The organism is Lysinibacillus sp. FSL R5-0849 (genome assembly GCF_038595075.1).
In the GTDB taxonomy this organism is placed as follows: Bacteria; Bacillota; Bacilli; order Bacillales_A; family Planococcaceae; genus Lysinibacillus; species Lysinibacillus fusiformis.
Genome location: NZ_CP152004.1, coordinates 1746522 through 1759885 on the forward strand (window position 1 = coordinate 1746522; position 13364 = coordinate 1759885).

Genomic DNA, 13364 nt, shown 5'->3' on the forward strand with positions numbered 1-13364 from the left:
TTTATTTGTAAATGTGAAAATGAAAGCTAGTAGGGTAAATCCCTACCAGCATTTATCTTGCTATAGCATTATTCGCGAATTTGCCCACTACCATATATAAAATATTTTGTAGAGGTGAGGGCAGGTAATCCCATTGGGCCACGCGCGTGTAGCTTTTGCGTACTAATACCAATTTCTGCTCCATAGCCAAATTCAAAACCATCCGTGAAGCGGGTAGAAGCGTTATGATAAACTGCCGCTGCATCAACGCTGTTTAAAAACGTTTCCGCCACTAATGGATCTTCCGTAATAATCGCTTCAGAATGATTGGTCCCAAAATGATGAATATGCTCAATGGCCTCGTAAACATTTTCAACTAATTTAACACTTATTTTTAAATCAAGGAACTCAGTCGCATAGTCATCCTCAGTCGCTAGAAGGGCTCCTGAAAATGCCTCGCATACTCGCTCGTCACCAATAATAGTAACACCTGCTTTATGGAGCGATGATAGAAGCTGCGTGCCATATGTTTTAAACCATACTGGGTGAATTAATAAGCTTTCTGCAGCATTACAAACAGAGGGACGCTGTGTTTTTGCATTCAAACAAATTTTTTCTGCCTTTATGTAATCCGCCATTTCGTCCACATAAATATGACAGTTTCCTGCACCTGTTTCTAATACAGGGACAGAAGCTTCTCGGACGACTAAGTCTATAAGAGCCTTGCCGCCTCGAGGTATTAATACATCCAAGAACTCGTTTAAATGAAATAATTCTTTAGCTGTTTCTCGGCTCGTATCCTCGATTAGTTGGACAGCATCTGTCGGTAGAGACGTTTTTGCCAATGCACAACGAATACTTGCTACAAGGGCACTATTTGAAAACGTAGCAGATGAGCTCCCTCGTAAAATCACGGCATTGCCTGTTTTTAGGGACAGTGTCGCGGCATCCACCGTAACATTCGGTCTTGCTTCATAGATCATTCCTATGACCCCAAGTGGTACCATGCGCTTTTCGATGTGGAGACCATTATCTTTATCTATACGTTCGATGACTGTGCCAACTGGGTCTTTGAGAGAGACAAGTAAATGAATGGCATCGACCATCGCCATAATGCGTTCCTCATTGAGCATGATACGGTCCAATGTAGAAGCAGACATCCCTTGTTGTTCTCCATTGACAAGGTCTTTTGCATTTTCTGCAATGATGTCATGTTGGTCCATCAATAGCTGTTCGGCAATTTTAGTTAGAGCTTCATTTTTCTCACAAGTCGTTTTAATATTTAATATATAGCTAGCGGCTTTGGCACGTTGGCCTTTTTTTTGAATTTCACTTATCATGTTTAGACCTCCTTATTTAGTTTGAATTTTCAGCCATTTATCTCTATGAATAACCTCGATCGGGCATTTCGAAAATGCATTTGACCGTTTGCCCATAGCGAACATCAATTCTTGTGAGGAATACAGCACTTCACCACGTCCAAGTAGACCTTGTTCACTATACACTTCAACTACATCCCCATTGTTAAAATCACCTTCAACCTGATAAACACCAGCAGGTAACAAGCTTTTACCATTGACCATAAGTGCTTGTTCAGCACCACTATCTATAAAAATTTTACCAGAAACTTCCGTAAGTGCAATCCACTGTTTATGATTCTTTAACACGGCTAGGTCATCATGTCCAACATACGTGCCATCACCACGCCCTGCTAAAATATCAACAAGCTTTTGAGCGCCACTTCCTGTTCCAATAAAAACTTTAACTCCTGCCTGTAAAGCTGTGCGGGCAGCCAATAGCTTAGATGCCATGCCACCTGTACCCACCTTGGAACCTGTACCGTCTGCAAAGTTTAACAGGTCATCTGTAATGGATGTTAAGTAATCGATGCGTTCCGCCTGAGGGTTTTTGCTAGGGTTGGCGTTATATAAGCCATTAACATCTGTTAAAATGATGAGTTGATCTGCATGTACAAGTCCACTAACAAGCGCAGACAGCATATCATTGTCGCCAAAGGTTAACTCACTTATAGAAACGGTATCATTTTCATTAATAATAGGTAGCATCGAGCGTTCAAGCAATTCCTCGAAAGTAGCATAGGCATTTTTATAGCATTCCTTTTTAGAAAAATCGGTACGCGTCAGTAAAATTTGAGCAGGCATTATATCATAAATACTAAATAAGGCACTGTACGTTTGAATAAGCAAGCTTTGCCCAACTGCCGCCGCCGCCTGTTTGCCCTTTACCGTAACAGGACGAGCTGGGTAGCCAAGCTGTTTAAAGCCTGCTGCTACTGCACCTGATGATACAAGTAATACGTCATGTCCCTGGTTCTTCAACTCCGCGATTGCCTGAACATGATCCATTAAGCGAACTTTATCGATTTCGCCTTTTGCATTTGTTAAGGAGCTACTCCCAATCTTGATGACAATTCTCTTTTTTTCCACCAAACGACCTCCAATTGTCAAAATAAAAACCCTTTCATCCTAAAAAAATTAGGACGAAAAGGGTTGCTTTCCGTGGTACCACCTACATTGAATATCGTGCGACATTCCACTTTCCTCATAACGCTAGAGACTGCGCCTAGTTTAGCTAGGACGATAGACAAAGTAGGTTCATTAGTCTTACTTGCACAATGTCTTGCAGCCGATGGACATCGCTCTCTGCTCAAGCAGTTACTAATTACTGGTCTTTGTTCGTTTTTTCATCATAAATTTTTTCAACTATTGAGTAAAGGATGCACTACTTCCAAATGCCTGTCAAGATGATTGGGAAAATTACTTGAAAGTTTTGATAAATTAAGAAAAAAAGATAGAAAGGGCATGATATTTTTATTTAAACCACCAAATGGCGATGAAAAGGGGGAGCATTGCTAGCATAATCACAAAGAAGCTCCATAGTACTTGTTTTCCTGAGGACATGTTTTTTGGCTTTATGCTCATTTGTTCATAAAGCATGTTAATGGCACGCTGCTCTTTCGAATAAAGCATTGCTTGAAATTCTTCATAATCCTGAATATAGCTTGATGGGGGACGCGGACTAAAACGTAAATTTCTAATAGAGTCGGTAATATCTTTGTCATTCATCCAGTAGGTGATAACAGGAGCTAAGCCTGTATTTTGTGTAGCTTTTACTTGAATGTCATGGGACTTCATTTTATAGTAAACCTGACCGTGCTCATCTTCGTACTGTGAAACAATATCACTAACTGCCATCTAATAATCACCTCTTATTGAAGTTGTCTATTTTATGATGAGTTTCTTCTATTATAATGTAATAAAGGAGAAAAGTATTGCTTAAACGAGCATTAATTGTGAAACGGACATTCACGAAAAAATTTTAATAAAGTCATAAACTTACATCTAAAGTAAAGTAAGGCATGTAGTATAATGAAAATAGTTTGTTAAAAGTAGTGAAGGAAGGGCATTATTGGAGGTTCCAAGATGCATAGAGTCATTTACCTCCCAATCTTATTTTTTTATAATATAGAAAAGGGATAGTATTGAACAATCTTTAATCCCTTGTGTAGTGATCACAGTTGTCAATTCATCACTTGAACATATGGCGTTTCAAATGCTTATTTTGGGTATAGTATTTTTAGTACAAGCATGAATAATATTTTTTTGTTTAGTATTGTTGCAGGGAAAGATAGATTCGTCATTATTGGAAAGCCTGTTCTTGCTAAGCGATTAAATATGGTTCAAGGTATCCTCTTTACATTGATCGGGATACAGATTGCCATTAGCAAACATTAGGAGGAATTCACATGGCTATTTTACATATAACCTTTAGCTTAGCAACTCAGGGTTCCATGAAGCTTGCTATACGCCAACATCTTTTGCAACGTAATGAATCCGTTTTAAGTGTCCATGATGATTTCTCTATTGGACCTCTTCACAGCTTAGAAGAGCGCATAGTATGGTTAAACACTCATATTATAAAAGATAATGAAGATCAGCAATTATACGTAGATATGTATGAAAGCTGGAAGAAAAAAATTGCCGAGCTGCCCTGTGATGTGGATGTTTGGGTTTGGTATAGTCAAAATACACATGAACAGATTGGTTTGCGCTATGTCATGAGTGAGTTTATTCATAAATGTAGTATGGTTTATGGGATTGACGCCACAGATGGCCTGAAGCAAATTCAACCACATCTCGATATTCGCCATACAGGAGAGCTTTCCTCAGACATGCTCATGAAGCTTCGTCCCTATGCTAAACGATTTTCAGTTCAGGAATGTCAACAGCTTGCTAAGGAATGGGAAAACCTTAAAGAACATTCAAGTCCCCTCAGATTGTGGAAAGAGGGCATTGTACATGTAGAGGAAGATACTTTGGATGCGCACATTATTGCCGCTGTGAAGAATATGCATGCACAACAGAAAGAAGAATGGCTTTTACTTATGCCTATGATCAGTACTATTCACATTGCCTTGGATGATTATATGAGTGATGAATTCATTATGAAACGCATAATGATTATGATTGAGCAAGGCTTGTTTCAGATAGAAGGAGATTTATCAGATTTTCATTCCTGTAGAGTAAAGTATATAGACGTATAATAAAAAGCGGTAGGCTGCATGGGGCAACCTACCGCTTTAGTTTTCCTGAGCGGGAGGAGATATTTTTTTATCATAAAAATCAAAGACAAATTGTTGAAATTGGCGAGCAGATGGTGACAAATAACGATTGTCTATCCAGGCCATGCCAATAATACGTTCACAAACCATATCCTCCACATGGATTTTGACGATTTTTTTCGGATTCAAATCCTCATCATCAGGTAGCAATGAAACACCGAGACCTGCACCAACAAAACCTGCAATGGTAGAAACCTCATCACCTTCATAAGAAATTTTAGGCTTAATGCCCGCAGCATGTAACAAGCGATCAGCTGAGCGGCGGAGGGCGTACCCTTTTTTCATCAGCACGAAGTTCTCATGCTCCAATTCTTTCATTTTTATGCTTTTGCGATGAGCAAGAGGATGATCAATTGGAACCATAATAAATAACTCATCTCGCCATAGTTCCTTCCAGCTAACGGGAGGCTCTGTATCAATCGCAGCTAGTAAGCACAGGTCTAACTCTCCAGCAAGCAATTGTTTTAATTGAGAATGTGAGTAATTTTGGGTGAAATGAAAACGGATATGGGGGTGCTTCTGACGAAAAGCACGAATTAAGTCCGGCACAATACTAGTCCCAAGAGTGTGTAAAAAACCGAGTGACACATCCCCAAGCTCCGGATTATTAAGCTCTTGTAATTCTAAGACAGCTTTCTCATATTCTTTCCGCATTCGTTGCACACGATATAAAAAAAGTTCACCATAGCGATTGAGCATAATGGAACGTCCCTGCCTATCAAAAAGCGGTACACCTAGTTCTTCTTCCAGCTTTGATATTGATCGACTTAGAGCTGGCTGTGAGATTGCCAATGCTTCTGAAGCACGTGTCATATGTTCTAACTTTGCAACGGTTACAAAATATTCTAATTGTTGCCACTCCATTTTTTCATCTCTATTCTCGTAATTTTTAAGTTAACTGCATTATAACGGGAAACAGAGAGGAAGTATAGGTGGCAAAAACTTTTTAAAAAGACGTTGCCTTTAATTAGAAGAATGGAAAAGTTAAGTAGTAGAAAGTGTGATAGTACAGGTGTTAAGTTGACATCATTCATGCATGAGACACATTGATTTGATAAAAACTATAAATTGTACATTATGAATAAAGGGTGTTAAGATAGACACATAAAATACACAATTAATAATTTCCGTGAAGGGGATATCCTAAAATGAAGTTAACAAAGCCGCAACCTCTAACAATTGAGGGAGGCAAAAAAGCCGTACTATTATTGCATGGATTCACAGGTAGCACAAAAGATGTGAAAAAGCTAGGAGAATTTTTATCTCAACGAGGTTATACCGTTCATGCACCGATTTATAGTGGTCACGGAGTAGAACCAGAAGCATTATTAGAAACAAAACCAGAAGACTGGTGGAACGATGTTGTTGAAGGCTATAACTTCCTTCAAAGTAAAGGCTATGAAGAAATTGCAGTTGTTGGCATTTCACTAGGTGGTGTTTTCTCATTGAAAGTAGCAGAGACATTTCCAGTAAAAGCATGTGTAGCGATGTGTGCACCAATTACACGTGATAATTCAAAAGGCTTATTTACACGTTTGTACCACTATGCTCGTTTATATAAACATTTTGAAAATAAATCAAAAGATCAAATTATTTCAGAATTACATGAATTACGTATTTCACCAAAAGATTCATTAGATGGTGTAACACGTTTAACGACTGAAACACGTGATGATTTATCAACAATTAAAGCTCCGACATTAGTTCTACAAGGGTCATTAGACGATGAGCTTTATCAGGAAAGTGCACCGTTTATATTAAATACTGTAGAAACAGATGACAAAGAAATCATTTGGTATGAAAATTCAGGTCATATTATTACGTTAGATAAAGAACGTGACAAAGTATATGAAGATGTTTATAAATTTTTAGATCATATTGAATGGTCAGTTGCAAATTAAGGAAGGGCTGTCAGAGGACAGCTCTTTTTTTATGCAATAACATTCTATATTCATAATGTTATTCGAAAAAACTATTGTAATTATAATAAATGCTTGATAACATAATTGAATTGTAATGAAAAATCATTCGATTAAAATAATTTGCTATAGTTAAAAACTTCTAAGGAGCACATCAATTATGCAACAAAAAATACCTTTCTCAACCTATGCAGTCATCGGTACTATGTTATTTGGGCTGTATTTTGGAGCAGGGAATCTTATCTTTCCAATCCAATTAGGTCAATTAGCAGGGACCCATTTTTGGCTTGGATTAATCGGATTTTTAGTCACAGCTATCGGTCTACCATTCCTCGGAATTTTAGCGATTGGTTTATCAGGTAGTAATGGCTTACGCGATCTAGCGAGCCGTGTTCATCCCGTCTTCGGTATTGTCTTTTCATTGGCCCTTTACTTAACAATTGGCCCGTTTTTTGCCATTCCACGTACAGCGACCGTACCTTTTGTAGTGGGCTTTGAGCCATATATTCAAGCACAGCATGTTACATTATTGCTTGCCGTGTTTAGCTTCATTTTTTTCGCCATCGTTTTTTACTTCTCGTTAAATCCAGCAAAAATTATGGATTACATTGGTAAATATTTAACACCAGCCTTTTTAATTGTGTTATTCATTTTAATTATTACGAGTATCGTCAAGCCGATGGGGGATTTTCAACAACCGATGGGCGATTATATAGATGCTGCCTTTATGACAGGCTTTAAAGAGGGCTATAATACGATGGATGCTTTAGCTTCCCTTGCCTTCGGGATTGTGGTCATTAATGCAATTAAAAGTGCAGGTATTTCAGATCGGAAGGAAATAGCGAAGGCGACATGGACGTCAGGTATATTTGCAATGGCCCTTATGATGCTTATTTATGGCCTGATTACGTATATGGGTGCTTCTAGTATTTCAGCTGTAGGTACCTTTGATAATGGGGGTTTAATTTTTGCCTCAGTGGCAGACCATTATTTCGGTTCATTCGGTGCTATTTTATTAGCCGTTATCATTGTGCTCGCTTGTTTAAAGACAAGTATCGGCTTAATCACTTCATGTAGTGAATTTTTCCACGAAGTGTTTCCGAAGATTAGCTATAAATGGTTTGTATTTTTATTGTGTGTTGTATCCTTCATCATTGCCAACTTCGGATTAAACAATATTATACAGTTCGCCATCCCAGTTCTTATGTTCCTATATCCACTTGCGATTGTTTTAATATTACTGGCTCTTAGCTCATCGTTCTTTCACAATAAGCAAACGGTGTATGCCATCGCGATGATTTTCACATTTTTCATTAGCGTAATAGACGGCTATAAAGCCTTAGTAGTAAGTGTGCCTGAAGCGCAATTACATGTATTTGATGTTGTAGAGAAGGCTTATTCTTCCATCTTACCGTTTTATGATATAGGGTTAGGGTGGATATTGCCTGCGGTTATTGGAGCAATACTTGGAGCTCTAATTCCATCTAAAAAGTACTATAATTAAAAGTAAGCACGCACAGAAAATGAAATCTGTGCGTGCTGTTTTTTTACGATATTAGTAAGCAGTCCATCCACCATCGACAGCAATGACTTGTCCGTTCACAAAGCTCGCTTCGTCTGAGCCAAGGAAAATAGCTAACTGAGCAATTTCCTCAGGTTGACCAGCACGAGGATTAATCGATAAACCAAGTGATTGGCGTGCTGCACCTGTTTGACTCATATTTGTCATGGAAGAGGCGATATTCGTCATAACTGCCCCTGGCGCAATACCATTACAGCGAATATTTTTATCAGCATACATAAAGGCTGTATTTTTAGTTAATCCAACAACGGCATGTTTAGACGCAGTGTATGCAGCTCCTGCACGTGCACCGTATAAGCCACCAGCAGAAATATTATTGACAAAGACACCATGTCCTTGAGCAAGGAAAATGTCTGTGGCCATACGCATTGAGCGCATCACAGCTGTTGTATTCACCGCGAATACTTTATCCCAACGATCATCAGAGATTTCTCCAACTGGCTCCATACCATCCATGATACCTGCATTATTGACTAAAATATCTAATTGTCCATAGTTACTTTTTGTTTCATCAAATAAACGTTGTAAGTCTTCTGTTGATGCGACATTTGTTTGAATGGCAAACGCTGTACCCCCAGCCGCTTGAATGCCTTCCACAACCGCTTGGGCACCATCTAAATTTAAATCTGAAACGACAACCTTAGCACCTTCTTTTGCATAACCTTCTGCTATAGCTTTCCCCATCCCTGAAGCTGCACCTGTCACAATTGCTACTTTACCTTCTAATCTCATCTCAAAGACCTCCTCATACTATTTTTCGATAGATATTGAACATCTGTTCATTAAAATCATATAATAAATATGAAAGCGATTTCAATATGCAAAATATCCGGATGTGTTGAGTAATCAACACTTTTGGAAAAACTGTTTACTAAGGAGCTGAAAAAATTGTCTACAACAGATTTACGTATTATTAAAACAAAGCAAGCTTTACACGCCGCCTTATTGACACTGCTTAGTCAAAAGCCTTTGGAGCAAATATCCATTGCAGAAATATGTAGAGAGGCCAAGGTGAATAGAGGAACCTTCTATTTGCATTACGAGCAAAAGGAAGGACTCTTTGAAGAATACTTTCAAGAGATTATGGAGGATTTATACCAATCCTACGAAGAACCTTATCGTGCCGTGACAACATTGGATACACATCAACTAGATCCGAACACGATTCGTATTTTTCATCATATTGAACGCTTTAAAATGTTTTATCGGATTGTGTTTTCCAAAAATGTCCCATTGACATATTATTACATGCTGTTTGACGGAATTTACTCATTGCTAAAGAGAGACATTACCTTACATCACGAGCATCAAATGACAGAATCAATTTCGATTGATTATTATAGCGCCTACCAAGCAAACGCGATTATCGGACTCATTATCCAATGGTACCGTGGGGACTTTAGCGACAGCGTAAGCGTCTTAAATCAGCAACTCGCCACTATTTTGAAAAATGTCCGTAGTGGAGGATAGAGCGTAAAAAGAGGAGATGGGACGCTTGAAATGAAGCGAAATGAAGAAATCGGTGGATAGAACGGCCGAAGTGACGGATAGAACATTGAAAGTGACGGATAGAGCGGAGAAAGTGGCGGATAGAACGCCAAAGTGACGGATAGAGCAGAGAAAGTGGCGGATAGAACGCTCAAAGTGACGGATAGAGCGGAGAAAGTGGCGGATAGAACGCTCAAAGGGATGGAAAAAACGCTCAAAGTAGTGGATAGCTCACTCAAACTAACGGATAGCCCCACCCCGTCCATCCAGAAATGAACAGAGCAAGGGGCTATAGCATACAACTAACTAGAGGTAAGAGCAGGAGCGGGCTTGATTGCTACGGTTACTGTAGCGATTGCCAGAGTGACTAGGATGATGATGGCTAAGGAGCTACTGTTTTGTAGTAAATTAGCGGCACTTCCTCCGAAAATAATAGTGTAATAGCCATCGGCACCGTAAGTAGCGGGGAGCATGGCAGCTAATTGCTGGTAGCCTTCAGAAAGCATGGTTTTCGGAACGAGTACTCCAGAGGTTACTAATTGGAGAGATAGAGCACAAATATTGAAGACCATGCCGATATTTCCAAAGAGAATGACGAAAACTTGTGCTAGGCAAAGGAAAGCTAGAAACAGCACAGATTGGAAGAAATAGATGGATAGAAAGCTTTCATTACTGGAAATAGTAAATAGATGCATTAAGCCGATTGTAAGGAATGGTAAAGTGAGAGCGACTCCAACATTGAGCAGCTGGCGTGCAAGGAATAATTGCCATTTTGAAACACTACTTTGTACCATTTGTGCGGCTTGCTGATGTTGCATAATCATCACCATAGCCCCTACAAAGGAGGAGATGATGACCATTAGTGGGACAAAGTTTGCTGCAAATCCCTCTACATCATTCGTTTTAACGATGGTCGCATTGACGGCATGATCTTTAACTGTCATCACGGTTGTTTGGACAGATGCGTTTATTTGCTGTGAGGTATTTTGCTCAAATGGAAGCTGGGCAAATTGTTGGGAAAAAACCTCGATCGCCTGATTTTGTTGTAATGGGTAGAGCATTTGGTTCATTTCTTCTGTTAATTGCTTAGCTACACCATCCATCATGTTTTTCGCAACACTAGCATTGGCCTGATTAATCGAATAAATGATTTCAGCTTTTTCTCCTGTCCGAAGCTGCTTCGTAAAATTAGCTGGAATTTGCATAATCATATTAATCTGGCGTTCATTGAGTGCTTGCTCGGCATCCTTCCTAGAGGAATACTCTTTTAGCGTAAATGGAATGTTGTCCTTCATGTCCTTTACTATTTGCGACCCCATTTCTGTATCTTCCGTCAACAAGCCTATCGATAATTGATCAGCTCGCTCATTGACGCCGTCATAGGCTGTCATCCAAATTGTAAAGAAAATTAATTGAAAGGCAATTGCAGCAACAATGCCAATATATGTTTCTCGAATTCTCAATAAAGTTTGTAAACCTCTCATTTTTAATCCCCCTTAATAAAGTAAGTACTTACTTGCATTGAAAGGAAAAATTTTTTCTAGGAAACGAGTCCCCTAGAAAAAATAGCAACACTTGTCTGTAATAGTTCTTCGGTTGGTATGTCAGACACCATAGTACCAAGACGTGCACGTGACATAAAATGACCAAAGTTAAGAGCAATTAGTGATAACGCTGCAGCTTCAAAATCAACCTCTCTTATCTTCCCTCGTTGTTTCATTTCTTGGAAGTATTGGCATAATTCCTTTTTGATTAGAAGAGGAATATTTGCAATTTCCTCACTAATTTCAGGAAACTGAATGGACTCCTTAAAGCCAATCATCACCAAATCTTTAATCGACATTAAAAAATCAAAATGCTTTAATGAGAAGTTTAATAAATCTTTTTCTAAATCCCACGTAACGTTTTGATGGATCTCCTGTTGTAAAAGGGGATAATACGAAAATTGTTCGACTATGGCTTTCAAGAGGCCACGCTTATTGCCAAAATGGCGGAAAAGTGTAACTTCATTGACGCCGGCTAATTCAGCAATCGTTTTCGTTGTGGCGGCAGTATAGCCCTTTTCACTAATCAATTGTAGAGCAGCTTCGATGATTCGTTCCGCGGTTCCCTTTGTTGTCAATCATAAACTTCCTTTCATGCAAGTAATCACTTACATGCTAGCATAGTGCATAATTCTCTGCAACAAAATTATTTGTTTCAAGGAAATAATTAGCAATAAGAACATTGACAACTATATCGACGGCTGATATAGTTTAGATGTATCGGCTGACGATATATTGGTGGACGATATAAAGGGGGATTGTATGACACAGGAGCATCCGCCGTTAACTGAAGGCGTATATTATATTTTATTAGCATTGTATGAGCCTAGACATGGTTATGGCATCATGCAATTAGTAGAGGAAATGAGTAGTGGGCGAGTACGCTTAGGCGCAGGTACCATTTATGGGGCCATTAAAACTTTACTTGAACGAGGCTGGATTGAGGCGCTCGATGAGGATGGTCGCAAGAAAGAATATGTAATTACAGAAACTGGGGATAAGATAGTTGAATATGAAATTTTGAGATTAAGGGAACTTTTTGACAATGGTATCCGTATAACGAGAGGAGTTGAATAATATGCATAAATATCGTTTGATGATTAATCCATATGCAATTGAAAAGTGGGTCAATAACATGGCTTGCCAGGGCTGGCATCTGAAAAAGTTTACATGGATTCGTTTTACGTTTGAGCGTGGAGAAGCAGGCAGCTATATTTATCGCCATGATGAATTAGAGCGATTTGGCACTCACTACGAAGAGGACTATCTAGCATTTTTAAAAAGTTCAGGCATTGAACAAGTTGATCGCTCTGGTAATTTTGTGTTTTTTAGAAAGGCTTCCCAGGGAGGTCCGTTTGAGCTTTATACGGATAAAAAAACTAAAATAGGAAGTCTGTCAAAAAAGATGGCACTCTTTTTCCCTCTTATTCTACTTAATTTATATTTTGGTATTTCAGGCTTGATCGGCGATTTTTCTCACGAAATGACGAATTGGATAGGGTTTATTTTACATAGCTTAAATCTAATTATAGTCATCTTATTCTCTTTCCCATTATATAGGCTTAGACGAGTCCGCAATCGATTGAAAAAGGAGTTAAATATATTTTCAGATTAGTGGACGTCTATTATTTTCTGGGAAATCAGAAAATAACAATAAATCTAGTAGGGGTGAAAGGATGGAAAAAAGAATATACCGTTTTTTTATAGATTATGAAAAGGAAGAACGGTGGGTCAATGAAATGGCAGACCGGGGGTGGAATTTAAAAAAAGCAGTTGTAGGTTATTTTATTTTTGAAAAAGGAACACCACAACAATATATTTATCGGAATGAATTAGTGAATAGCAAATCGAAGGACTATTTTGAGTTTCTAGAGGAGATGAATATAGAATGTGTGCACAAATTCGGTGTTTGGGCGTATTATCGAAAACCAAAGGCAGAAGGGCCATTTGAATTATTCTCAGATACTACCTCTAAAATTAGCTATATAAAGTCGATGAATCGTATTTTTATAGTACTGTTGCTATTCAATATAGTGGCTGGGCTTTATAATTTTTCGATGGGAGCTTGGGGACCTTCTGTAACAATCGTCAACACTAGTGTAGGATGTTTAAATTTTATCGTATCCATAATGGTGTGTATCTCTATATTTAAAAATGAAAACCGTAAAAAAAGATTGAAAGAAAATTTACATATATTCGAAGGATAAGGA

15 protein-coding genes are annotated in these 13364 nt (G+C 38.5%); 8 read left to right on the plus strand and 7 right to left on the minus strand.

Annotated elements, in window-relative coordinates:
* Positions 1–68 precede the first annotated feature (68 nt).
* The 3 genes from MKY80_RS08260 to MKY80_RS08270 all read right to left on the minus strand — a co-directional run bounded on the left by MKY80_RS08260 (position 69) and on the right by MKY80_RS08270 (position 3194).
* On the minus strand, positions 69–1319 hold the full coding sequence (locus MKY80_RS08260) for a glutamate-5-semialdehyde dehydrogenase (RefSeq protein ID WP_090001805.1): 1251 nt from the start codon (positions 1317–1319) through the stop codon (positions 69–71).
* A 12-nt stretch (positions 1320–1331) separates the two neighbouring features.
* Complete coding sequence (gene proB, locus MKY80_RS08265) at positions 1332–2426, minus strand: glutamate 5-kinase (protein WP_342532517.1); 1095 nt, start codon at positions 2424–2426, stop codon at positions 1332–1334.
* Positions 2427–2810: 384 nt separating this feature from the next.
* Positions 2811–3194, minus strand: a complete 384-nt coding sequence (locus tag MKY80_RS08270; RefSeq protein ID WP_089985002.1) for a sodium:proton antiporter — start codon at positions 3192–3194, stop codon at positions 2811–2813.
* Between the two features lie 393 nt (positions 3195–3587).
* On the opposite strand from MKY80_RS08270, the gene MKY80_RS08275 reads away from it, so the two are divergent.
* Together MKY80_RS08275 and MKY80_RS08280 are read left to right on the plus strand one after the other, a co-directional pair.
* Positions 3588–3734, plus strand: coding sequence for a hypothetical protein (locus MKY80_RS08275; protein WP_008175585.1), 147 nt, complete (start codon positions 3588–3590; stop codon positions 3732–3734).
* An 11-nt stretch (positions 3735–3745) separates the two neighbouring features.
* Positions 3746–4543 carry a DUF1835 domain-containing protein gene (locus MKY80_RS08280; RefSeq protein ID WP_107921829.1) on the plus strand — a complete coding sequence of 266 codons (798 nt, stop codon included), beginning with the start codon at positions 3746–3748 and terminating at the stop codon, positions 4541–4543.
* Between the two features lie 36 nt (positions 4544–4579).
* Here MKY80_RS08280 and MKY80_RS08285 read toward each other — a convergent pair whose 3' ends face one another.
* Entirely contained in the window at positions 4580–5485 is a 906-nt protein-coding gene (locus tag MKY80_RS08285) for a LysR family transcriptional regulator (protein ID WP_089985000.1), read from the minus strand.
* A gap of 284 nt (positions 5486–5769) precedes the next feature.
* On the opposite strand from MKY80_RS08285, the gene MKY80_RS08290 reads away from it, so the two are divergent.
* Complete coding sequence (locus MKY80_RS08290; protein WP_031419567.1) at positions 5770–6522, plus strand: alpha/beta fold hydrolase; 753 nt, start codon at positions 5770–5772, stop codon at positions 6520–6522.
* A gap of 178 nt (positions 6523–6700) precedes the next feature.
* Positions 6701–8044 carry a branched-chain amino acid transport system II carrier protein gene (brnQ, locus tag MKY80_RS08295; protein ID WP_089984998.1) on the plus strand — a complete coding sequence of 448 codons (1344 nt, stop codon included), beginning with the start codon at positions 6701–6703 and terminating at the stop codon, positions 8042–8044.
* A 51-nt stretch (positions 8045–8095) separates the two neighbouring features.
* Here brnQ and MKY80_RS08300 read toward each other — a convergent pair whose 3' ends face one another.
* Complete coding sequence (locus MKY80_RS08300) at positions 8096–8854, minus strand: SDR family oxidoreductase (RefSeq protein WP_008175594.1); 759 nt, start codon at positions 8852–8854, stop codon at positions 8096–8098.
* A gap of 156 nt (positions 8855–9010) precedes the next feature.
* On the opposite strand from MKY80_RS08300, the gene MKY80_RS08305 reads away from it, so the two are divergent.
* Entirely contained in the window at positions 9011–9592 is a 582-nt protein-coding gene (locus tag MKY80_RS08305) for a TetR/AcrR family transcriptional regulator (RefSeq protein ID WP_043989981.1), read from the plus strand.
* Between the two features lie 320 nt (positions 9593–9912).
* Here the strand turns inward: MKY80_RS08305 and MKY80_RS08310 are convergent, their stop codons facing one another.
* Positions 9913–11094 carry an ABC transporter permease gene (locus MKY80_RS08310; protein ID WP_089984994.1) on the minus strand — a complete coding sequence of 394 codons (1182 nt, stop codon included), beginning with the start codon at positions 11092–11094 and terminating at the stop codon, positions 9913–9915.
* A gap of 56 nt (positions 11095–11150) precedes the next feature.
* Positions 11151–11732: a TetR/AcrR family transcriptional regulator gene (locus MKY80_RS08315; RefSeq protein ID WP_089984992.1), complete on the minus strand. Its 582-nt coding sequence runs from the start codon at positions 11730–11732 to the stop codon at positions 11151–11153.
* A 184-nt stretch (positions 11733–11916) separates the two neighbouring features.
* On the opposite strand from MKY80_RS08315, the gene MKY80_RS08320 reads away from it, so the two are divergent.
* The 3 genes from MKY80_RS08320 (at position 11917) to MKY80_RS08330 (ending at position 13361) form a co-directional block, all read left to right on the plus strand.
* On the plus strand, positions 11917–12231 hold the full coding sequence (locus MKY80_RS08320) for a helix-turn-helix transcriptional regulator (protein WP_008175604.1): 315 nt from the start codon (positions 11917–11919) through the stop codon (positions 12229–12231).
* Between the two features lies 1 nt (position 12232).
* The gene (locus MKY80_RS08325) at positions 12233–12769 is read left to right on the plus strand and encodes a DUF2812 domain-containing protein (protein ID WP_089984990.1); all 537 of its coding nucleotides are present in this window, start codon (positions 12233–12235) and stop codon (positions 12767–12769) included.
* A 61-nt stretch (positions 12770–12830) separates the two neighbouring features.
* Complete coding sequence (locus MKY80_RS08330; protein ID WP_008175608.1) at positions 12831–13361, plus strand: DUF2812 domain-containing protein; 531 nt, start codon at positions 12831–12833, stop codon at positions 13359–13361.
* The last annotated feature ends 3 nt before the right edge of the window (positions 13362–13364 follow it).